Annotated in this window: 17 protein-coding genes; 3 read left to right on the top strand and 14 right to left on the bottom strand. The window is 47.1% G+C overall.

From position 1 onward, the window contains the following. Window positions 1-56: 56 nt before the first annotated feature. From L2D08_RS05150 to pdhA, 7 genes are all read right to left on the bottom strand, one after another. On the bottom strand, window positions 57-1,925 hold the full coding sequence (locus L2D08_RS05150; protein WP_242232667.1) for an SDR family oxidoreductase: 1,869 nt from the start codon (window positions 1,923-1,925) through the stop codon (window positions 57-59). Window positions 1,926-2,110: 185 nt separating this feature from the next. Further along, complete coding sequence (locus L2D08_RS05145) at window positions 2,111-3,055, bottom strand: sugar-binding transcriptional regulator (protein WP_242232666.1); 945 nt, start codon at window positions 3,053-3,055, stop codon at window positions 2,111-2,113. A gap of 167 nt (window positions 3,056-3,222) precedes the next feature. After that, complete coding sequence (locus L2D08_RS05140; protein WP_242232665.1) at window positions 3,223-4,164, bottom strand: sugar-binding transcriptional regulator; 942 nt, start codon at window positions 4,162-4,164, stop codon at window positions 3,223-3,225. A gap of 20 nt (window positions 4,165-4,184) precedes the next feature. Then, entirely contained in the window at window positions 4,185-5,573 is a 1,389-nt protein-coding gene (lpdA, locus tag L2D08_RS05135; protein ID WP_242232821.1) for a dihydrolipoyl dehydrogenase, read from the bottom strand. Window positions 5,574-5,582: 9 nt separating this feature from the next. Then, complete coding sequence (locus tag L2D08_RS05130; RefSeq protein WP_242232664.1) at window positions 5,583-6,914, bottom strand: dihydrolipoamide acetyltransferase family protein; 1,332 nt, start codon at window positions 6,912-6,914, stop codon at window positions 5,583-5,585. Between the two features lie 15 nt (window positions 6,915-6,929). Further along, window positions 6,930-7,937, bottom strand: a complete 1,008-nt coding sequence (locus tag L2D08_RS05125; protein WP_242232663.1) for an alpha-ketoacid dehydrogenase subunit beta — start codon at window positions 7,935-7,937, stop codon at window positions 6,930-6,932. 19 nt (window positions 7,938-7,956) lie between these two features. After that, a complete protein-coding gene (gene pdhA / locus L2D08_RS05120) occupies window positions 7,957-8,940 on the bottom strand; it encodes a pyruvate dehydrogenase (acetyl-transferring) E1 component subunit alpha (RefSeq protein ID WP_242232662.1) in 984 nt (327 codons plus the stop codon). 202 nt (window positions 8,941-9,142) lie between these two features. Here pdhA and L2D08_RS05115 point away from each other — a divergent pair, with 202 nt between their 5' ends. Continuing rightward, window positions 9,143-9,922: a Cof-type HAD-IIB family hydrolase gene (locus L2D08_RS05115; RefSeq protein ID WP_242232661.1), complete on the top strand. Its 780-nt coding sequence runs from the start codon at window positions 9,143-9,145 to the stop codon at window positions 9,920-9,922. A gap of 42 nt (window positions 9,923-9,964) precedes the next feature. On the opposite strand, the gene L2D08_RS05110 is transcribed toward L2D08_RS05115, so the two are convergent. The 4 genes from L2D08_RS05110 to fdhD all read right to left on the bottom strand — a co-directional run bounded on the left by L2D08_RS05110 (window position 9,965) and on the right by fdhD (window position 15,468). Then, on the bottom strand, window positions 9,965-10,753 hold the full coding sequence (locus tag L2D08_RS05110; RefSeq protein ID WP_242232660.1) for a formate/nitrite transporter family protein: 789 nt from the start codon (window positions 10,751-10,753) through the stop codon (window positions 9,965-9,967). 75 nt (window positions 10,754-10,828) lie between these two features. Next, window positions 10,829-11,446, bottom strand: a complete 618-nt coding sequence (locus tag L2D08_RS24245; RefSeq protein ID WP_242232659.1) for a helical membrane plugin domain-containing protein — start codon at window positions 11,444-11,446, stop codon at window positions 10,829-10,831. Further along, complete coding sequence (fdhF, locus tag L2D08_RS05100; protein ID WP_242232658.1) at window positions 11,439-14,420, bottom strand: formate dehydrogenase subunit alpha; 2,982 nt, start codon at window positions 14,418-14,420, stop codon at window positions 11,439-11,441. The genes L2D08_RS24245 and fdhF overlap by 8 nt, the downstream gene beginning before the upstream one ends. Before the next feature lie 256 nt (window positions 14,421-14,676). Next, the gene (gene fdhD / locus L2D08_RS05095) at window positions 14,677-15,468 is read right to left on the bottom strand and encodes a formate dehydrogenase accessory sulfurtransferase FdhD (protein ID WP_242232657.1); all 792 of its coding nucleotides are present in this window, start codon (window positions 15,466-15,468) and stop codon (window positions 14,677-14,679) included. 120 nt (window positions 15,469-15,588) lie between these two features. On the opposite strand from fdhD, the gene L2D08_RS05090 reads away from it, so the two are divergent. Then, on the top strand, window positions 15,589-16,473 hold the full coding sequence (locus L2D08_RS05090) for an NAD(P)-dependent oxidoreductase (protein ID WP_242232655.1): 885 nt from the start codon (window positions 15,589-15,591) through the stop codon (window positions 16,471-16,473). A gap of 105 nt (window positions 16,474-16,578) precedes the next feature. Here L2D08_RS05090 and yidA read toward each other — a convergent pair whose 3' ends face one another. The 3 genes from yidA to L2D08_RS05075 form a co-directional block, all read right to left on the bottom strand. Continuing rightward, the gene (gene yidA / locus L2D08_RS05085) at window positions 16,579-17,388 is read right to left on the bottom strand and encodes a sugar-phosphatase (protein ID WP_242232654.1); all 810 of its coding nucleotides are present in this window, start codon (window positions 17,386-17,388) and stop codon (window positions 16,579-16,581) included. Between the two features lie 301 nt (window positions 17,389-17,689). After that, window positions 17,690-17,872, bottom strand: a complete 183-nt coding sequence (locus L2D08_RS05080; protein ID WP_242232653.1) for a hypothetical protein — start codon at window positions 17,870-17,872, stop codon at window positions 17,690-17,692. A gap of 43 nt (window positions 17,873-17,915) precedes the next feature. Further along, entirely contained in the window at window positions 17,916-18,893 is a 978-nt protein-coding gene (locus L2D08_RS05075) for an aldo/keto reductase (protein WP_242232651.1), read from the bottom strand. Window positions 18,894-19,082: 189 nt separating this feature from the next. Between L2D08_RS05075 and helD the strand changes: the two genes are divergently transcribed. Continuing rightward, a complete protein-coding gene (gene helD / locus L2D08_RS05070) occupies window positions 19,083-21,410 on the top strand; it encodes an RNA polymerase recycling motor HelD (RefSeq protein WP_242232650.1) in 2,328 nt (775 codons plus the stop codon). The last annotated feature ends 27 nt before the right edge of the window (window positions 21,411-21,437 follow it).

Genomic DNA, 21,437 nt, shown 5'->3' with positions numbered 1-21,437 from the left:
AAACAAGCTACTTTTACAACGGTTCAAACCTGTTGCAAAAATAGCTTGTTTCCTTTTTATCTGTTTCCTTGGTACGTTCTTCCGCCATCAAGAAGAAAAATTTGGCCATGAATATAATCCGCTTGAGCTGAACTGAGATACTGAACCCGTTCAGAGATATCGGACGGCCTGCCCAGTCTTCCAATTGGGATCTTACTCCTGACCGTTTGCTTTAACTCGTCCGTTGGATAAAGTGAGTCCAGCATCTGTGACTCAATGACTCTCGGGGCAATCACATTAATATTAATTCGGTGTTCTCCAAGCTCTTTCACAAGCGATCTCATAAGGCCAAATGCACCGCCTTTTGAGGCGTAATATTGAATGCCTCCTCCTGATCCTGTAATAGCAGAGCCAGAGCCGATAATAACGATTTTTCCTTTTTTTCTGCCCATCATATGCGGCGCGGCGGCTTTGATGCTGAAAAACAGGCCATGTAAATTAACGGCTATTGTTTTTTCCCATAAAGCCCAGTCTGTTTCTTCCAGATCCCCTTTTTTCGTTATGCCTGCCGAAAACACAAGCGTATCGATGCTTCCCATCTCATCGATAACCTGTTCGATCATTTCCGAGACGCTGGCCCATGAGCTGACATCTGCTTTAAATCCATGTACTTGATTTTGCTGGGTCATGTCTGTTAGAACTGACTGGTCAATGTCCGCTACGGCTGTACAGCATCCTTTTTCAGCAAAGTCCAAAGCAATCTGGCGTCCAATGCCTGCAGCACCTCCCCCCTGCCGTTCGAGCCATCCCCCCATAAACATCGTTAAGTAGACGATCTCGCTTTCTGGAATGGCCTCTCCAATCAGTTCTTCTAACGGCGCGATAGACTGCTTAATTAAAAAATGAAGTTCTCCAAATTCTGAATCGATTTTTTCGGCGTACTGGTTAGAAGTGGCCAGATGATACTTGATCCGGTAATAAGCCGGCTTCATATGACTAAAAATAAGCCGGGTTAAGTTTTCTTTTTCCTTTAGCTCAATGCAGGCATTTTTTTCAAACAAGTGCAAGGTGGTTTCTACTGCTTTTACGAGTTCAGGAAGATCTGTATCTGTCAGGACCTCATAGGAAGAAACATTGGATGCCAGGAGGTTTAAGGCGATAAGCAGCCGTTCTTCCCTTGGAATGGCCTCATCACCTTGCAAAAGCAGCTCTACCGCCTGATATTCTTTCGTATCTGACAGTTCCTCGTAATGGATACAAAATGCCGCATCAATTCGTTCAAATTGCTCAATTCTCTCCAGTGTAATCGCAAGGATGTAAGGAAGCTGCTTCATTTTTTCGTCGGTAAACGTTAAATTCAGCTGCTGTTCTACTTGCTCAAGCCATTGCTGAATATCCACTTTTCTTTGTTTATGAATTTCTTTGACACTTTCAAGAGCCCATTCTCCATGCTCTTTTTCAAGTATTCTTTGCACAAGATGAATCAGAAATTTTCTTTTTTGAATTTCACTTCCGATCATTTCGTACCCGCTCTGCCGGGAGTAACCTACTTCAAGACCGTGCGGCTGCAGCAGCGTTTGAGCCATTTCCAAATCATTTAAAATGGTATTCTTGCTTACACATAGAGCACTCGTAAAATGGATTAGCGACAATTCCTCCCTTTTGCTTAAAATCATAAGTAAGATGAGCTCTGCCCGTTCATTCTCAGAAAAAATGTACGGCTGCCCGGCAGCCTCTGCTTGGTGATCCATTTTGAAGTAGGAGCGGACTTCTGTTTGAATGATAAAAAATCCATTTTTTGCTCTTTCAATAACAGGCAAATTATTTGAGGTCAGCCAGCTGTTAATTTTGTTAATACTGTAACCGACCTGGTGCCGGCTCAGCCCGTACTTTTCCTCTAAATCCTTGTTTTTAACATGAGGATTGAAAACGAGGTCTTTTAACAATAAGCTGCTTCTTTGTCCAGATACATCAATATGACCTCCTTGCTTAATTACATGCTATCACGATTTACTTCGAAAATGTACGCGTTTTCATAACAGTTTTTATCCATCGCTTTGTACACAATTGTGCTGAAACAAAACAAATGAAAAAACTGCCAGAAACCTCCGGCAGCTTAAACAGCAATGATTTAGTTTAAAAGAGCTAATGCAGTTTGTTCATCGGTAATGAGCGTTTGTACGTAGCCGCCTTTCAGGGCCGCTTCGATGCTTTCCGCTTTGTAGGTTCCCTCAACAATGCCGATCACGTACGGAATGTTCTTTAAGTCTCTCAGCCGAAGGCCGATAATCCGCTTGTTTAATTCATGCTCAATCGGGACGCCATCCTGATCGAAAAAGCGGGAACCGATGTCTCCGATGGCGCCTGCTTTTTTCAGGCTTTGAATATCTGTTTCATGGATATAGCCGATGTCTTTCATCGTAGAGCCTTTGTGCGGGTTCCCGATTCCGACAATCGCTACCTCTACATTTTTTCCTTCTTCGAGCACCTGGGCAATGTCCTGCATTTGTATGAGCCGCTCGGTTAATTCGACTGATTCTACAATGGCAGGTGCGTACAAGTATGAGCAGGTACCGTTCATTTTTTTCGCCAGCTCGTACGCCAGCTGGTTGGCATGAATCTCCACACTTTTTGTTCCCATACCGCCGACAAGCGGCACAATATTCATATTCTCCCGCCGTTCAAATGGATATTCCTTTACAAATTCAGACAGCGTCGTCCCCCAGGAAATGCCGAGCCGCTCCACCTCTGTTTTTAAATGACGCGACACGTAATGAGCAGCAGCCTGCCCGACCGCACGGCGCACCATATCCGGTGTAAAACCGATTGATGGAACCACGACAGTATCTTGAAGACCGAACTTTTCTTCCAATCCTTTCTCCAGCTCTACCGTATGCACACTTTCGTCTTTTATGTACACTTCTACAATGCCAGCGTCCTTTGCCCGCTGCAGCATTTTAGAAATCACTGGACGGGACACCCCGACTTTTTTGGCAATCTGCTGCTGTGTCCAGCCTTCCGTATAATATAAATTCGCCACTTTCACAAGTTGACGGCGCTCTTCCCAGCTTAACATTGAAACCCCTCTTTTTGTTTATGTCATAGATAATGTTTTGGCAGGACGTAATACGTCTCTTTCTATTTTATTATAACAATTACACACAAAAATGAGAGCGTTTTCTCTAAAAAAAGGAAGAAAAAGACACACCTTGTTTCAGAGGTGTTCTTTTGTAAGCGCCTCAATCAATTGTTCAAAAGCGCCATAGCCAAGCCTTCATCAACGACCAATATATTGACGATCCCGCTTGTGAGAAGACCCTTCATGCTTCTTTGTTTGTTCATTCCATCTGCCACTGCCATGACGGATGGAATTTGTTTAAGCTGCTCAAGCGGAATGCCGACCACTCTGTTGTTAAAAGGGTGATCAATGGCCAAGCCGTGGTCATTAAAAAAACGGAATCCAACATCACCTGCTGCTCCTGCTTCTTTAAGAGATTCCGCTTCTTCTTTACGAAGGTAGCCTACTTTCTCAAGCGTCGAATCTTCGTGCGGATTGCCTACGCCGATAATCGCCATTTCTACGCCGGCTCCTTCATGAAGCACACTTTTAATGTCAGCCATCTTCATAAAGTGATCTTTCATTTCTTCTGAATCTACAATCGCTGGCGCATATAAATACGAGCAGGAGGCTCCGCTTTTTTTCGCCAGCTCATATGCCAGGTGATTCGCGTGAATATCGATTGATGCTCTTCCCATCCCGCCTTCAAGCGGGACAATGTGCAAATCCGGACGCTTATCAAACGGAAAATGCTTTACGAGCTCCGCCACGGTGGTTCCCCAGGAAATACCGAGGCGGTTCACATTCCTCGTTTTTTTAGCGGCATAGTGCGCACCGGCTGCTGCAACAGCGCTTTTCATAGAATGGCCCTGCGCCCGGCTCGCCGGCACGACGACTGCTTCGTCCAGGCCATATACCGCTTCAAGCCGCTGTTCCAAGGCAACTGTGTGAACCGTTTCATCCTTAATAAACACTTCGACGATTCCCGCATCTTTCGCCCGCTGAAGCAGCCGGGAGACAATGGGACGGGACATGCCGATTTGCTTGGAAATTTGCGCCTGTGTCCATTCATCGTGGTAGTAAAGCGAAGCAGTTTTCACCATCAGCTTTTGTTCGTCCCCACCCATGTTCATGCCTCCTTTTTTGGTTATGCCTGCTTCTTCAGCTTATTGACCGCGTGAACCGCTGCTTCAAAAAATGTTTCCGAGATCGTTGGATGCGGATGAATCATTTTGGCTGCTTCATCCAGTGTGCCTTCTAAATACATAAAGGCAGAGGCCTCAGAGATCATTTCGGTTACGTGCGGGCCGGCCATCACCACGCCGATGATTTCACCGTACTTCGCTTCGTAAATGATTTTCGTAAATCCTTCCGGCTCGCCGGCTGCCAGCGCTTTGCCGCTTCCGGCAAAATCAAATTTCTCAACCCGTACGTCTATGCCCTGCGCTTTTGCTTCATCTTCTGTTAAGCCAACCCCCGCAATTTCCGGCAGTGTATAAATACAGCGCGGCATTACCTTGTAGTCGATTACATCCGGGGCGCCGGCTGCATTGTTTGCCGCCACGACGCCTTCTGCGCTTGCCGCGTGGGCCAGCTGCCAGCCGCCGATGACATCACCGACCGCGTAAACGTTCGGACTGCTCGTTTCCATTCGCTCGTTTACAGCGATAAACGGCCCGTTCATGTTCAAGTTCAGTTCACTTGTTGCAGATACATTCGGCCGTCTTCCTGTGCTGACAAGCAGTGTATCAGCTTCCACTTCAAACTCTTTTTCTTTCGCATCCACACAGGTGACGATTTTGATCCCGTTTTCTTCCCGCACCGACTGCACTTTCGCTTTTGTTTGGATCGCGACGCCTTTTTTCTTCAGTGCTTTTGCTAACAGCTTGGCAGCTTCCGCGTCTTCTGTCGGTACAATCCGGTCTGCTGCTTCAACGATCGTGACCTTTGACTTGAGGGAAGCGAAAATGCAGGCAAATTCTACACCGATCACCCCTCCGCCGATAATGACGACGGACTTTGGAATCTCTGGGATATCAAAAATCGTGTCACTCGTATCAAAGCGGACCGAGTCAAGGCCAGGGATCGGCGGCACAGCCGGTGTTGAACCGGTAGCGACGATCACTTTCGCCGTCTGGATCGTTTCTTCACCAGATTCCGTTTTGACCGCTACACGCCCGCCTTCTTTAACAGAGCCGAAGCCGTTATAGACATCAATTTTGCCCTGCTTCAGCAAAAATGCAATGCCGCCGCGCAGCCGTTCAATCACGTCATTTTTCCGCTTTTTCATTTTATCGAACGAAAGCGTCATTTCCCCGGTTTCAATACCCCAGTTCCTCGCTTTTTCGATAGATTCAATGATTTCTGCATGCTTGAGCAGCGTTTTAGACGGAATGCAGCCGCGGTTTAAGCACGTGCCGCCTAAAAAATCTGGTTCTACTAATGCTGTCCTTTTGCCAAGCTCCGCCGCGTGAAGCGCGGCGACATAGCCGCCCGGCCCGCCTCCTACAACGACGATATCGTATGATGTCATCAGTTACACTCCTTATACAAGCAGCTCATATGGATTTTCTAAAACGTCTTTAAGCTCTGTTAAAAAGGCGGCGGCCGGTGCCCCGTCAATCACACGGTGGTCAAATGACAAGCTGAGTGTCATCATCGGCCGGATTTCAAGCGCTCCGTTTACCGCGACCGGTTTGTCCTGCATCCGCCCTACGCCTAAAATGGCGCTTTCCGGCTGATTAATGACCGGCGTGAACATATCAACGGCATACATACCAACGTTGCTGATCGTGAATGTGGACCCCTTCATTTGATCAGGGAGCAGCTTGTTTTCACGCGCCCGCCGGCTGATTTCTTTTGCATCCTGTGTCAGCTCCGCCAGCCCCTTGGCGAGCACATCTTTAATGACCGGCACCATTAAGCCGTCCGCCACCGCTACGGCAAGGCCAAGATGAACATGGCCGTGCTGGACGATCTCATCGCCTTCAAGCGATACGTTGATTTCCGGATGCCGTGCCAGGGCAGCGGCTGTTGCTTTCATTAAAATTTCTGTATATGACAAGCGGAAGCCCGTCTGCTTTTCCACAACCGGCAGAAGCGATGCACGCAGTTCTTTTACTTTTGTCATATCAATCTCGCTCGTCATCGTGACGTGAGGTGCTGTCTGCTTGCTTTGTACCATACGTTCAGCGATCACTTTACGCATACCCGACATTTTTTTGCGCGCCGATGTACCCGCAACAGGCGCTGTTGTGCGTTTGGCGGAAATCACATCTTGTTTCACGACTTTGCCGTTGGCGCCGCTTCCTTGTACAGCGGACAAATCGACACCTTCTCCTGCCGCAACCTTGCGGGCAAGCGGTGTTGCTTTTGCCTCGACCGGACTGCTTTCTGCATGAGCGGTTACATCTTTTTTATGCACGCGGCCGTTCGGGCCGCTTCCCTGTACGTCACGAAGCTCGATTCCCTCTGTCCGGGCAAGATGCCGGGCGGCTGGGGTTGCCCGCGGCTTTTCGTCTGTGATTGCTGTTTCTGCACTTCCCGCTGCAACAAGCTGCGGCTCCGGGTTTTCTGCTGGAGCGGCTTCTTCTGTTTCAGCACCCGATACACCCGGTGCTTCTTGCGGCACGTCTTCCCCTTCGATTCCAATGTAGCCGATCACATGATTCACCGGCACCTGGTCGTCTTCTCCAAAATACTTCTTTAATAAAATGCCTTCGTCATATGACTCTACTTCAATATTGATTTTGTCAGTCATAATTTCAAAAAGCGGCTCGCCAATCTCGACGCTGTCTCCCTCTTCCTTAAACCATTGAAGGAGGGTTCCTGTTTCCATCGTGCTGCTCAGCTTTGGCATAAAAATTTCTTTAGCCATCGTTCTCCCTCCTTCTTACTTGTTTTTCACCGTTTCTCTTACTGCTGCAATAATATCCGGTACTTGAGGAATCGCCGCTTTTTCAAGTGTCGGATTGTACGGAATCGGCACTGCCAGTCCGCCCAGGCGCTTGATCGGCGCGTCTAAATAGTCAAATGCTTCACTTTCCGCAATCATGCTGGCGATTTCTCCGCCGATGCCGCCGCGCTTCACGGCTTCATGTACCACAATGAGACGCCCGGTTTTCTTGACAGACTCAATAATGGTTTCTTCATCGAGCGGCACGATCGTACGCGGATCGATCACTTCAACGCTAATGCCTTCTTTTTCGAGTTCCGCTGCTGCTTCGAGCGCTTTGTGAACCATGATAGCTGTTGCGACAATCGTTACATCTGTTCCTTCCCGCTTTACATCAGCTTTTCCGAGCGGAATAGAGTATTGTTCTTCCGGCACATGACCAGATGTTCTGTATAGTAACTTATGTTCATAAAAAACAACCGGGTTGTCATCATCCATCGCTGCTTTTAAAAGCCCTTTTACGTCATAAGCCGTAGAAGGCTGAACCACTTTCAATCCTGGAATATGGGCCATCCACGCTTCTAGGCTTTGCGAATGCTGGGCAGCCGCGCCTGTTCCAGATCCAGCCGGTGTACGAAGCACCATTGGCACTTTTCCTTTACCGCCAAACATATAACGTGTTTTTGCGGCCTGGTTGACCATCTGGTCCATAGCAATTGTGATAAAGTCCGAGAATTGCAGTTCTAAAATTGGACGCATCCCTGTCAAAGCCGCCCCAACCGCTGCACCAGAAATCGCTGCTTCTGAAATCGGCGTATTGCGCACGCGCTCCGGACCGAACTCTTCAATCATGCCGCGCGTGACACCGAACGCGCCGCCGTATACTCCTATGTCTTCTCCAAGAATAAATACATCGCTGTTTTGGCGCATTTCCTGGCTCATGGCTTCCCGAACGGCTTCTAAATACGTAATCTCTCTTGTTTTTTCCGCTATTGTCGTTGTCATCGTTATCGCCCCTCCTATTTTACGCGTACACGTCTTCTTCTAAAGTATCAATGGACGGTTCCGGGCTTGCTTCTGCAAATCGCACCGCTTCTTCAATTTCCCGATTGGCTTCTTCCTGCAGGGCTTTCGCTTCTTCTTCTGTTAAAACACCTGAAGTAATCAGTGCTTCCTTAAACCGCTTAATACCGTCTTTCGCTCTCCACTCGTTTTCTTCCTCACGCGTACGGTATTTTTTCGCATCGCTTTTTGAGTGGCCTTTCCAGCGGTATGTTTTCATTTCAATCAACGTCGGCCCGCCGCCTTCACGCGCACGTCGTACAGCGTTGTCTACACTGTTCATGATGTCGATCATGTCACAGCCGTCTACAATCTCTCCCGGGATTCCGTATGCTTTCGCGCGGTCTGCAATATGTTCAACGCGGGTCATGTCTTTGACCGGACCCGACATGCCATACTGGTTATTTTCGCAAATAAACACAACTGGCAAATCCCAAATAGCCGCAAGGTTGACCGATTCATGGAAACTTCCTTCATTGGATGCCCCGTCTCCAAAGAAGCAGAGTACTACATAATCCTCATTTCTCATTTTGGATGTTAAGGCTGCTCCAACTGCCAGCGGGATGCCGCCGCCTACGATCCCGTTCGCACCCAGGTTGCCTTTTTCCACGTCAGCAATATGCATCGAGCCGCCTTTTCCTTTACAGTAACCGGTTTCACGTCCGAACAGCTCAGCCATCATTTTATTAACGTCGCCTTCTTTAGAAATACAGTGCCCATGGCCGCGATGAGTAGAAACAATTTTGTCTCTCGATTCAAGTACGGCGATCGATCCAGCCGCCGATGCTTCCTGTCCGACACAAAGGTGCGTTGTCCCGTGAATAAGCCCCTTCGCAAAAAATTGGTCTACTTTCTCGTCAAAATAACGAATCAGCCACATTTCTTTGTATAGGTCTTTTAATTTTTCATCCGTAATCGAAGTGGGCAGGTTTAATTTTGTTACCATGATTGTTCCTCCCTTTACTTTTGTTCGTATATGTTACATTTGTAAATAGCATATAACCTTCTCTTCTTTTCGTCAAGAGGTTAAGCTAAAATAAAGCGATTACTTTTCTGAAAACTAAAAGCGGTTACATAATGTTTCATTTGTTCGATTGACTATCGTTTGCTAGTATATAAAGGGAAAATAAAACGCGAAGGGGATTTTTATGAGCCAAAAAATTATTTTTTTTGATATAGACGGCACATTGTACGATCATGACAAAAAGCTGCCGGCTTCTACCCGACAGGCTATCCGCGAGCTTCAAGAGCGCGGCCATGAAGTAGCGATTGCCACAGGGCGCGCGCCATTCATGTTCGAAGGCCTGCGCAAGGAGCTGGGTATTGAAACATTCGTCAGCTACAACGGTCAGTATGTTGTTTTCAAAGGAGAAGCGCTCTATAAAAATCCGCTTAATAAAGAAGCTTTGCTCCGCTTAACAGATGTAGCCGTTGAACGAAAGCATCCTGTTGTGTTTATGGATCATGAAGATATGAAAGCGAACACTCCTGAACACGAGCATGTTACAGCCGGTATTAAATCACTGAAAATCAATTACTTCCCTGAGCATGACCCGACCTACCATGAAGGGCGCGACCTGTATCAGTCTCTATTGTTCTGCCAGGACCCGGAAGACAAAGAATATGAAAAAGCGTTTCCTGAGTTTGATTTTGTCCGCTGGCATCCTGTCTCTGTTGATATCGTGCCGGCTGGCGGATCAAAAGCCAAAGGAATTCAAAAAGTCATTGATAAGCTTGGCATCTTACCAGAAGATATTTATGCATTTGGGGACGGCTTAAATGACGTAGAAATGCTGAAAACGGTAGCAAACAGTGTAGCAATGGGCGATGGACACCCAGAAGCGGTCAATGCCGCCAAGCATGTGACGACCAATGTTGATGCAGACGGGATTTTAAACGGTTTAAAAATGGTTGGACTGCTTGATTAACATAAAAAACCACTCTCTTCATGAAGAGAGTGGTTTTTTATGTTATTTATCGGCCGGCACGGAGCTTCTCGGCACGTAAGCAATCCAATATACCATGGCAACAAAAATAAAACCGCCGACGGCATTTCCCAAGTATACCGGTACAAAGTTTCGCAGAAAGTCCATCCAGGTTAATTCTCCGGCAAAAATCGCTGCCGGAATCACAAACATGTTGGCGACAATATGCTGGAACCCGATCGCGACAAAGCCCATAATCGGAAACCAGATGGCCAGAATTTTTCCACCAATATCGTCTGCGCCGTACGCGAGCCAGACAGCCAGCCCTACAAGCCAGTTGCAGCCGATGCCGGAGATGAAAGCCGGCCAAAAAGCGGTATCTACTTTTGCGTGTGCAGTTAAAACAGTTTTCTCCAAGTATGGACCGGTTTCTGTCAGTCCAACTACGTGGCCGAAAAAATAGGCAACAAACAGAGCACCGATAAAGTTGCTGATCGTAATCCAAAACCAATTATGCAGCAATCTTGAAATGGTCACTCTTTTAGCCAAAAATGCCATTGGAACGGCCATCATATTGCCGGTCAGCAGTTCTGCTCCGCCAATAAGGATTAAAATAAGGCCAAGCGGAAAAACGGCTGCGCCTAAAAAAGAAGCAAATGATCCCCATTCATGCGGAACATCAGCCGATACCCGGATCGCTAACAAGTATCCAATTGAAATAAAGGCGCCTCCTAAAAATCCTAATACAAGCATTTGAGGAAGCGGGAGCTCCGTTTTTGTTTTACCTGCTTCTATGGCCACCTGGGCAATTTTCTTAGGGGGATAATAAGCCATCTGAAGCCCTCCTGGTCTGTAATAGAAAAGCAGTGCGTTTAAAAACATAGGTTGAACGCACTGCTTTTTTCTTTCTTACTGGTGATGAACGACGTCGTACTCGGGAGATTCTAAATCTTTTTTATCCGACTGTTTCGATAAAAGAACGACGCTGGCAAGTGACAGGCCTGCGGCTAAAAGCCAGCTCTTTTTCCCTTTTTTCTTCTTTGGCACAGGCTGCGGCTGCGGCGCGCCTGCTCCCATTCCTTTGAGGAACGAAAGAAGAAATACGAGCGCTTCTTTCGTTTCAGGGGCGGCTAAGGTTCGAAGCATGGAACCGTAGCCCGCTTCTTTATTCTCTGAGCGGACAGCGTGATGTAAGCCGCCATTGATTTTTTCAATAAATGGATTCATGTCTTCAATATTGATTTTTCCAAGCGAGCCAAGCAGAAGCAGGCTGTTTTTAATGATTTTTGCGACTTCAGGCTTGTCCGTTGCTTTAACCAGCACATCAAGTACTTCATCACCTTTATCAAACAAGCCGGTTACTACATCCAGGCCGCTGCGGTCTTGAATTTTATTCAGCATATGCAGAAAATCTTTAACAACTTCTTTGTGCTCAATGAGCAGCGTTCCCAATTCTTCAAGGTCCCGGCGGCGCTGTTCTTCTTCACTGATTTCTAAGCGGCGTATCGCCGTAATTGCTCTAGCCACGCTTCGACACCCCTTTCGTTACCAAGTCACCAGGGAACACATAATCCGGCCGAGCCCATTTTTTCTCGACTTGTACACCGATTTGCGGCTGCGGATTGCCGTTGCGATGATTGATGCTTGGCAATGGGTTGTCTCCTTTGGCTGATAAGATTTCCATTTTCGCACTGATTTCTTTGTAAGCGGGCGTATCTGTATCTTTGTCAGCGTAACTGCTTGTCAAATAGTTGATCGCGCCTTCTCCCTGGCTGTTCATCGGCAGGTACACTTCTTTGCCTTTCACCCGGTCTGTAACAAGGCATGGCACTTTTACGCTTCCATACGGTGATGTCAGCCGGACAACGGTTCCGTCTTCAAGCCCCCGCTCGGCCGCAAGCTCCGGCGATACCTCCAAGAAGACGCTCGGGGTTTTTGAAGAAATACCAGCAGATTTATACGTCATGTTCCCTTCATGGAAGTGCTCCAAAAGACGGCCGTTGTTGACATGGAGATCATACTCTTCCTCGTATTGGAGCGGCTCAGTCCACTCGACTGGATAAAGCCGTGCTTTGCCGTCCGGGAACGGGAACAGCGTTTTAAAGAGCAGCGGTGAGTCAGTCCCGTCTTCCGCTACCGGCCATTGCAGGCTGTTAAAGCCTTCAAGACGGTCGTATGTGACACCTGAATAAATCGGCATCAAGCTTGCTGCTTCGGCCATAATTTCGCCTGGGTGTGTGTATTCCCAGCCGGCGCCGAGGCGGTTTGCTATTTCCATAATGATCTGCCAGTCTGGTTTTGAATCGCCCATCGGCTCGAACACTTGATACAAGCGCTGAATACGGCGTTCTGTATTTGTAAATGTGCCCTCTTTCTCAAAAGACGGGGAAGCTGGCAGAACGACATCGGCAAACTGAGCCGTTTTAGATAAGAAAATATCCTGTACCACGAAGAAATCCAGTTTCTCAAAAGCGGAATGAACGTAGTTTAAATTGGAATCTACTAAGCCCATATCTTCGCCTTTTAAGTACATCAGTTTCACGTTGCCTGCATGGATGCCGGACACCATTTCATGGTTGTTTAAGCCTGGCTCCGCTGGAAGCTTTGTACCCCAGCTTTTTTCATATTTAGCGCGGACAGCGTCATCCTTTACGCTTTGGTAGCCCGGGAAGCGGTCCGGCATACTGCCGAAATCACTTGCACCCTGCACATTGTTATGGCCCCGCAGCGGATAACTTCCGGCACCTGGTTTTCCGTAGTTGCCGGTAATGAGCAGCAGGTTTGAAATGGCTGTACTTGTGTCACTTCCGCCCACATGCTGTGTAACACCCATTGCCCAAAGAATACACGTTGATTTCGTGTTGTGAATCGTTTCGGCAATTGTAATCAATTCCTGCTGGGAAATACCGGTTACTTGCTCGGCGTACTCGAGTGTGTACGGCTGAATGCTGGCAATATATTCTTCAATGCCGTTGACCCGCTTTTGCAGAAATTCTTCATCAGCCCAGCCCTGGTCCACAATATATTTTGTGACTGCTGAGAGCCAGACAAGATCTGTACCGGCTTTTGGCTGAATAAACAAGTCAGCCCGGTCTGCCATTTCGTTTTTCCGAAGGTCTGCAACAATCAGCTTTTGGCCAAATAATTTATGGGACCGTTTAACCCGTGTAGCGAGTACAGGGTGAGACTCAGCACTGTTCGCACCGACAATCATCACAAGGCCGGCCTGTTCAATATCCGTGATAGAACCAGAGTCACCACCGTAGCCGACTGTCCGGAACAGCCCGACTGTTGCTGGTGTCTGGCAGTAGCGTGAGCAGTTATCGACGTTGTTTGTACCGATGACGCCGCGGGCAAGTTTTTGCATTAAGTATGATTCTTCATTTGTACATTTTGAAGAAGAAATGAAGGCCATTGATTCAGGGCCATATGTTTCTTTTATATTTTTAAATTTCGATTCGATCAATGAAAGAGCTTCTTCCCATTCCGCTTCGCGGAATGCTTCACCGTCTCGAATCAACGGTTTTGTCAGACGGTCCTCGCTGTTGACAAAATCCCAGCCGAACTTTCCTTTTACACAGGTAGATACACCATTTGCCGGTGCTTCCACTGTCGGCTCCACTTTTAAAATATGCCGGTCTTTCGTCCATACTTCAAAGCTGCAGCCAACACCGCAATATGTGCAGACCGTTTTTGTTTTCTTAATGCGCGTCTGGCGCATCGCTGCTTCCACATCAGAAATCGGCATAATGGAACTAAAGCCTGTTTCCGCATTTTTCGTCAATTCAATCATGGATTTCAGCGTGTCTTGTTTAATGCCTGTCAAAAAGCCGGCTTCCCCGACCATTCCTTTTTCCATCATGGCGTTACATGGGCAGACAGTAGAACAGTGTCCGCACGATACGCATGAAGATTCGTTAATCGGACGCCCATCATCCCAAACAACACGCGGCCGCTCCAGGCTCCAGTCAATGGACAGCGTTTCAGTTACCTGCAAATCCTGGCACGCTTCTACACAGCGGCCGCACAGGATGCACTGATCCGGATCATAACGGTAAAAAGGGTTGGTATTGTCGACTGCATAGGGCTTTTCTTCATAAGGTTCATTTTGATGCTCAATTTTCATTTGTTTAACAGTATTGTGCACTTCACAGCGTCCATTATTGTAATCGCAGACCGTGCAATACAAGTCATGATTATGCAAAATCCGGTCCATCGCGATATTCTGAACCCGCTTTACTTCACCTGAAGCGGTTTCAATGACGTCCCCATCTTCAATAGGAGTAGAACAAGAGCGGACAAATTCCCCATTCACTTCAATCAAACACGTGTCACACGTTTCGATGGCACCCAGCTGCGGGTGATAACAAACATGCGGCACCTCTACCGCCTGCTCCTGAAGTGCCTGCAAAATAGATACGTCTCCCGGAATACTCATTTTCTGCCCGTTAATCGTCACTTTCACGTAATCGGTCACAGCAAGAACTCCCCTCTTTTTCATGATCATTGTGCCTGCCCAATTTTTATCATTTTCTATCATTTCAAAAGACTTTGTAAAAATACCCTTTCGGGAATAGAAATAAACAAAAAAAGACAGCATGCTCTTGTGAGCACACTGTCTGCTTCTTTCGTTTCCCGTCGAAAGAAATGCCATTACTATCATGATAGAAAAAACGAGGTGGCTCGTTTTCTATTTCCTTCATCACCGAAGGAAGCCTCTCCATGTAAGCGTTATCTATTATAGCAAAGGACCCTTTTTAACGCAAGATGATTCGTTCAGGACCAGTATACACGTTCATAGAGCCGCCCCGGATAAAGCCAACCGTAGTAATGCCGAGTTCTTCGGCTGCCTGCAGAGCCAATTCTGTCGGCGCTGATTTTGACAAAACCATTTCACAGCCGATCTTGGCTGCTTTAAGTAAAATCTCCGAGGAAATCCGGCCGCTGAACACAAGGATTTTCCCCCTCGTCGACACGCCGTGCCGCAGGCAATATCCATATAATTTATCGAGAGCGTTATGCCGGCCAATATCCATTCGATGCAGCAAAATACCGGATTCATCACAAAGGGCTGCGTTGTGAACACCGCCTGTTTCTTTAAATACATCCGCATCTTCCTGCATTTGCTTCATCAATGAAAAACAAAGATCCGGTGTTGCTTTCACATGAATATCGCGCATTTTTTTTGCGGTAAGCGCGTCGTTGGCAAACACGAATCCCTGCCGGCTCATGCCGCAGCATGATGTGACATACCGCTTGTTTTGGAGCTGTTCAAAAAATGGATTGACACGCGCCAGCTCTACATGAACAAAGCCCGAATCGTCTATTCGCATTTGCTTTATATCCTCATAACGGCGAATAACACCTTCCGACGCTAAATAACCAATAACCATATCTTCTATGTAAGACGGTGTACACACCATGGTAACAAACTCGTTTCCATTGATTTTGACCGTTACCGGCTGCTCGGTCACAATACGGTCTTCCGTCTGCTCTGCTGTTCCTTTATGAAAACGGAGCACTACCCGTTTCGTTTGGACATCTTTCATTTTGTGCTCCTCCTTTTCTTATCTTTAGCAGTTTACCACCTACAGTAAAATCTAAAACAACCGCCCGGTTTTTTTGATACAATAAAGAAGAAAGAAATTTTTGGAAGGAGTCGATTACATATGAGCAAAACGGTTGGATTTATCGGAACAGGTGTAATGGGAAAAAGCATGGCCGGCCATTTAATGAAGGCAGGCTACCCGGTTGTCGTCTATAACCGGACAAAAGCACGGGCGCAGGAACTGCTCGACGCAGGCGCTGTCTGGAAAGATACACCGGCAGAAGTGGCGCAGACAGCGGATGTAATCATTACGATTGTCGGCTATCCGAGTGATGTAGAAGCCGTTTATCTTGGAGAGGATGGCATTTTATCAAACGCTAAACCAGGATCGTATGCCATTGATATGACGACTTCAAGCCCCCTTTTAGCTGAGAAATTGTGTGAAGAAGGCAAAAAGAAAGACATTCACGTCTTGGATGCACCGGTATCGGGCGGGGATGTGGGCGCCAAAAACGGTACATTAACGATAATGGTGGGCGGGGATCAAGCTGATTTTGACGCAGTAAAACCCGTCCTCGAAGCAATGGGGCAAAACATTATTCTTCAAGGACCGGCCGGTGCAGGCCAGCATACGAAAATGTGCAACCAAATCGCCATTGCGTCGAACATGATGGGTGTCGCAGAAGCGATTGTGTATGCGGAAAAAGCAGGGCTTGATCCAGAGCAGGTGCTTGGCAGCATCGGAAGCGGAGCCGCTGGCAGCTGGTCACTGGCAAATCTTGCGCCGCGCATGATCAAAGGTGATTTTGAACCTGGCTTTTACATTAAGCACTTTATTAAAGATATGAACATTGCGATTGAATCAGCTGAGGCCATGGGCATGAATACACCAGGCCTTACACTCGCTAAATCGCTGTACGACAAACTGTCGGAGCAGGGCCATGACGATAAAGGGACGCAGGCTATTTACTTACTGCTGGCGGGCGAACGAAAAACCCTGGTTTAAGCCGGAAATATAACAAATAGGCCGGATTTTAGCCGCTAATGGCCGGAAACTTCTTTTTCCGGCCATCGCAGGTAGAAACCCGGCCCAAATTCTTTTTATCCGGCCTTACACAAGCACCAATTCACGAATCGCATGAGCCACGCCATGCTCGTTGTTGGATTTTGTTTCAAAATCAGCCGCTTCTTTTACCATCGGAATCGCATTCTCCATCGCTACGCCGCAGCCTGCAAACTGAATCATCGACAGGTCGTTTCCGTTGTCACCGATTGTCATGACTTCTTCCCGTTTAATGCCCAGCTTCTCAGACAAGCGTTTCACTGCATTTCCTTTGCTGACTTCGCGATGTAAAATCTCCAAATAAAACGGTGCACTTTTCACCATCATATATTTATCATTGATTTGGGCAGGAATCGCCGCAATGGTCCGGTCCAGACGTTCCGGCTCATCAATATACATGACCTTTGGCATGGCAATGTCAGTCGGCACTTCTTCTACCGTTGTATGCTGGAATGGAATTTTCGTAATAAACGCTTCATGTACGGTATACGGGCTGATCAGTTTGTTCGTCGTGTATAAATACTCTGCATCAAAAAAGTGCATTGGCGTGTCAAGCGCCAGGCTCAGATCATGCAGTGCGCGGAAATCTTCATAGCCAAGCGACTGCTTAAACACTACTTCATTTGTATGTGTGTTTTGCACGATAGCACCATTATAGGCAATCACATAATCCTCTTCATCTTCAAGACGAAGGTCCTTTAAGTAGCGGCGCACACCGGCAAGCGGACGGCCTGTGCAAAGAACCACCTTCACACCGCGTTCCCGAGCTTCATCAAGGGCGCTGCGCACTTCATCGGTTACTTCATGGTGATCGTTTAAAAGCGTGCCATCCATGTCAATCGCAATTAATTTGTACATTTCCCATACTCTCCTGTCTATGCAATCTACTTTTTATGATAAACGAGCGGTGACACCGCGGCAAATCCATTTCTTTCTTTTTAGTTTTTTCATCGTTTATATACAGTGTTTTTGAAAAAATCGATACCTTCCGGCAAGAAGATGTTTTGTTTCTGTTTTATTTTCTTTTTATTTATGTTTTGTCCACGTAACGCCGACGTATCGTTAACGTATCGTACAACTTCATAAGAGCCTGTGCTCCTCGCGCAGACTTTCATTGTGTAGACAAAGTCTTTCGCTTTAAAAAAAGAGCCGATAAGTGTTATTGAACATCAATAAGTACAGAAAGATACGATCTTTTAAGCTCTATACAATCTTGTCGCAAGCCACTTGGCGGCGGGAGGGCAGCGCAGACTCCTATGGGGCTCAGCGCCTGCCCCATGGAAAGCGGAGCTGCCCGGACGCCGCCGATCCATCCATTCATGTGCACGGTTATCCATATCATTTGCCTACAGCCTGAAAGCCTGCGCTCCTCACGCAGGCTTTTTTTACGGTAAATTCACGCCGCGTGATGCGACATAAAGGGTATACCATTCATCCCGGCTCATTTCTACATCGACTGCTTTTGCCGAAGCCTGAATTCGTTTCGGGCTCGTTGTGCCGATGACCGGCTGAATCATGGCCGGATGCTTCATCAGCCAGGCAAGTACGATCGCTTCTGTAGTCGTGTTCTTTTCCTCCGCCATTCTCTTTACAAGTGCGGCTGTTTCCTGCACTGCCTCCGGTTTGTCTTCAAGCGGCGCCCCCGAGTACATTCCCTGTGCCAGCGGACCCCAGGCTTGGATTTGGATGTTTTCCATCCGGCAGTATTCAAGCGTGCCTTCTGGAAAAATCGTTTCACAAAATGCCGGCTGGTTTACATGCACGCCGGATTCAAGCCAGCCGATTTTATGCAGGCTCATTTCCAGCTGGTTCACAACAAGGCGGTCACTGATCGCACTTTGCAGCAGCTTAATTTGTCCGGCACTCATATTGGATACGCCAAAATAACGTACTTTTCCAGATGATTTCAGCTGATGAAATGCTTCTGCTACCTCTTCCGGCTCCATTAGCGCATCCGGCCGGTGCAGAAGCAGTGTATCCAAGTGTGTCGTATCCAGCCGCGAAAGGATCCCATCGACACTGTTTAAAATGTATTCTTTTGAGAAATTGTAGCGTGTCGGCAGCCCTGCTTCTTTATCCGGAAACGTAATCCCTGTTTTGGATTGAATTAAAATGTCGTCACGCAGTGATGGACGTTCCTTTAAGACACGGCCAAATACTTCCTCCGCTTTTCCATATGCATAGATATCCGCATGGTCAAAAAAGTTAATACCGGACTCAAGTGCCGCATCCACTGCTTCATGTGCCTGCTTGACCTGCTCCTCGGTAATGGCGTCACGGCTCCAGCCTCCTCCGAATCCCATACAGCCAAGTACAAGCCGGCTTGCGTTTACTCCATGCTTTTGAATCGGTAACGTTTTCAAAAAACCATCTCCCTTATTCAGTATGTACACTCCCTTTCATTGAATCATAAAACTGCCCGGAATGCGATCCAGACCGTTTTTTTGGAAATACTATGTTCAAGCCGTGCATACGTTGTTTGAGTAAAGTATGAAAAGGTGATATAGAATGAGTAGAAGGCAAAACTTTGAAAAACGGGATGTGTTTGGAGAATGAACCAGGAAACAGAACAGCTGAAAGAACAGCAGCGTGTAAACGAAGTGATTGATCTGATCGACCGAAAGGAAGAAGGCATTAAAGAAAAAACAGGCTCTTTGAAAGAAGGTATTATCGGTCTTCGCAAAAACTTTTGGGAAGATGTAACTGTCAATATGGACGAGCCAGATGATGTCATCGAAACACAAGCCGGCATTAAGCAACAGGCCGAATTGCTACAGGAAAGAGAAAGAAGCCACAGGCAGCTATTTAACGAGCTGAAAAAGCTGGACCGGCTGCGTCGTTCCCCTTATTTTGGCCGCATTGATTTCCAGGAATCCGGCGAACCGAAGCCGGAACCTATTTACATTGGCATCGCTTCCTTAATGGATGAAGCACAGGAGAATTTTTTAATTTATGACTGGCGGGCCCCTATTTCAAGCATGTACTACGATTACACAACAGGGCCTGCCGCTTACGATACGATGGAAGGCCGGATTGAAGGAGAGATATCGCTAAAAAGGCAATTTATCATTCAGCGGGGTGAGATTACCGGCCAATTCGATACAAGCTTGACGATCGGCGATCATATTTTACAGGCGGTTTTGGGCGGAAAATCAAGTGCACAAATGAAAAATATTGTGGCGACCATTCAAAGGGAGCAAAATCAAATTATCCGCAATCAAAAAAGCCAGACGCTGATCGTGCAGGGAGCAGCTGGCAGTGGAAAAACATCGGCCGCGCTGCAGCGCATTGCTTTTTTGCTGTACGCCAACCGCCGGACACTGCGGGCAGAAAATATGCTTCTTTTTTCTCCCAACCCCCTGTTCAATAGCTATGTGTCTACGGTACTGCCTGAGCTTGGAGAGGAAAATATTCTCCAGACAACCTATAAAGAATATGTAGAGGACCGGATCAGTAATGCCTTTACCGTTCAAAGCCCGTTTGAACAGCTGGAACAGTTTTTACTGGAGGGAACCGGGCAGGAGAACCCTGCTGAAGCAGCATCTGTCCAATTTAAAGCGAGTCTCGATTTTAAAAAGATTATTGATGATTATCTCACTTCCCTGTCGCAGAAAGGCCTCCTTTTTCACGATATTGTCTTTCGAGATAAAGTTCTCGTTTCTTCGGAAGAAATAAGAGAGCATTTTTATACATTAGCCACTTCCATTCTGCTGCCGAACCGGTTAGAGCTTGTATCGGAATGGCTGCTGAAAAAGCTTCAAAAACTGGAGCGCCTTGAACAAAACGAAGAATGGGTGCGGGACGAAGTAGAGCTTTTAGATAAAGAAGATTTTTTAAACGCGTACCGGGCGCGCCAGAAAAAACAATCGAAGGAAGAAGACACTTTTAACGATGTAGACGTGGAGTGGCGTATTTTAAGCAAAAGCGTCGTGCGCAAACAATTCCAGCCTTTAAGAAACAAGATAAAGCGGCTTGGCTTTGTGGATGAAAGAGCCAATTTCCGGCAGCTGTTCGAGACACGTACGCAGCCGGCCCCGCCTATTTGGGCTTCCGTTTGTGAAAAAACAATTGAGACACTGGACCAAAATAAACTTGACTGGGAAGACGCAACTGCTTATTTGTATTTTCAAGATCAATTGAAAGGGAAAAAGTCTTTTTCCCATATCCGCCACGTGTTTATTGATGAAGCACAGGATTATTCACCCTTTCAGCTTGCATATTTAAAAACGCTGTTTCCGTACAGTAAAATGACACTGCTGGGAGATGTAAACCAGTCCATCTTTGTGCAGGCTTTGAATGAATCATCGGTTTTAACAGACACACCGGACAACAAGGAATCGTATGAAAAAATTACACTTACGCGCAGCTACCGATCCACCCGGCCGATCGTTGAATTTACACGGCAATTGATCGAAGGCGGCGAACAAATTGAAGCGTTTAACCGGGAAGGGACAAAACCGACTTTAACATATGCGAACCATGAAGAAGACCTTCAGCAAAAGCTGTTAACACGTATTCGCTCCATGCTTGAAGGAGGCCATCGTCAGACGATCGCTGTGATCTGTAAAACGATGCAGGAGAGCCAGCGTGTACACGCGTGGCTGTCGTCTCACATTCCCGCTCAGCTGCTTGACCAGGAAACGTACACATTTGAGCAGGGGCTGGTTGTCATTCCCGCTTATTTAGCGAAAGGGATTGAGTTTGATGCGGTTCTTCTTTTTAATATATCCGAAGATGTATACGGACGGGAATGGGAGAGAAACTTGTTTTATACCGCCTGCACCCGCGCCATGCATGAGCTTCACCTGTTTTCGTCAGGAAAAGAAACGCCGCTTATGCAGGCCGTCGAGCCCGAAACATATACCATTATCGAAAATTAAAAAACGTGCTCCGGCCAATTTGGGCCG

The sequence above is a fragment of the Domibacillus sp. PGB-M46 genome, from assembly GCF_022668875.1.
Taxonomy (GTDB): Bacteria; Bacillota; Bacilli; order Bacillales; family Domibacillaceae; genus Domibacillus.
Note: the sequence above shows the minus strand (reverse complement) of the source record. Positions and strands in the feature narration are given on the sequence as shown.

Bases quoted from the DNA above. Each gene is read 5' to 3' on its own strand.
- L2D08_RS05140 (WP_242232665.1), bottom strand. From the start codon at position 4,164: ATGGGTGGGGACGAACAAAAGCTGATGGTGAAAACTGCTTCGCTTTAC.
- pdhA (WP_242232662.1), bottom strand. From the start codon at position 8,940: ATGGTAACAAAATTAAACCTGCCCACTTCGATTACGGATGAAAAATTA.
- fdhD (WP_242232657.1), bottom strand. From the start codon at position 15,468: ATGAAAGATGTCCAAACGAAACGGGTAGTGCTCCGTTTTCATAAAGGA.
- L2D08_RS05125 (WP_242232663.1), bottom strand. From the start codon at position 7,937: ATGACAACGACAATAGCGGAAAAAACAAGAGAGATTACGTATTTAGAA.
- yidA (WP_242232654.1), bottom strand. From the start codon at position 17,388: ATGTACAAATTAATTGCGATTGACATGGATGGCACGCTTTTAAACGAT.
- L2D08_RS05115 (WP_242232661.1), top strand. From the start codon at position 9,143: ATGAGCCAAAAAATTATTTTTTTTGATATAGACGGCACATTGTACGAT.
- L2D08_RS05130 (WP_242232664.1), bottom strand. From the start codon at position 6,914: ATGGCTAAAGAAATTTTTATGCCAAAGCTGAGCAGCACGATGGAAACA.
- L2D08_RS05110 (WP_242232660.1), bottom strand. From the start codon at position 10,753: ATGGCTTATTATCCCCCTAAGAAAATTGCCCAGGTGGCCATAGAAGCA.
- L2D08_RS05090 (WP_242232655.1), top strand. From the start codon at position 15,589: ATGAGCAAAACGGTTGGATTTATCGGAACAGGTGTAATGGGAAAAAGC.
- L2D08_RS05080 (WP_242232653.1), bottom strand. From the start codon at position 17,872: ATGATATGGATAACCGTGCACATGAATGGATGGATCGGCGGCGTCCGG.
- L2D08_RS05145 (WP_242232666.1), bottom strand. From the start codon at position 3,055: ATGTTAAGCTGGGAAGAGCGCCGTCAACTTGTGAAAGTGGCGAATTTA.
- helD (WP_242232650.1), top strand. From the start codon at position 19,083: ATGAACCAGGAAACAGAACAGCTGAAAGAACAGCAGCGTGTAAACGAA.
- fdhF (WP_242232658.1), bottom strand. From the start codon at position 14,420: ATGAAAAAGAGGGGAGTTCTTGCTGTGACCGATTACGTGAAAGTGACG.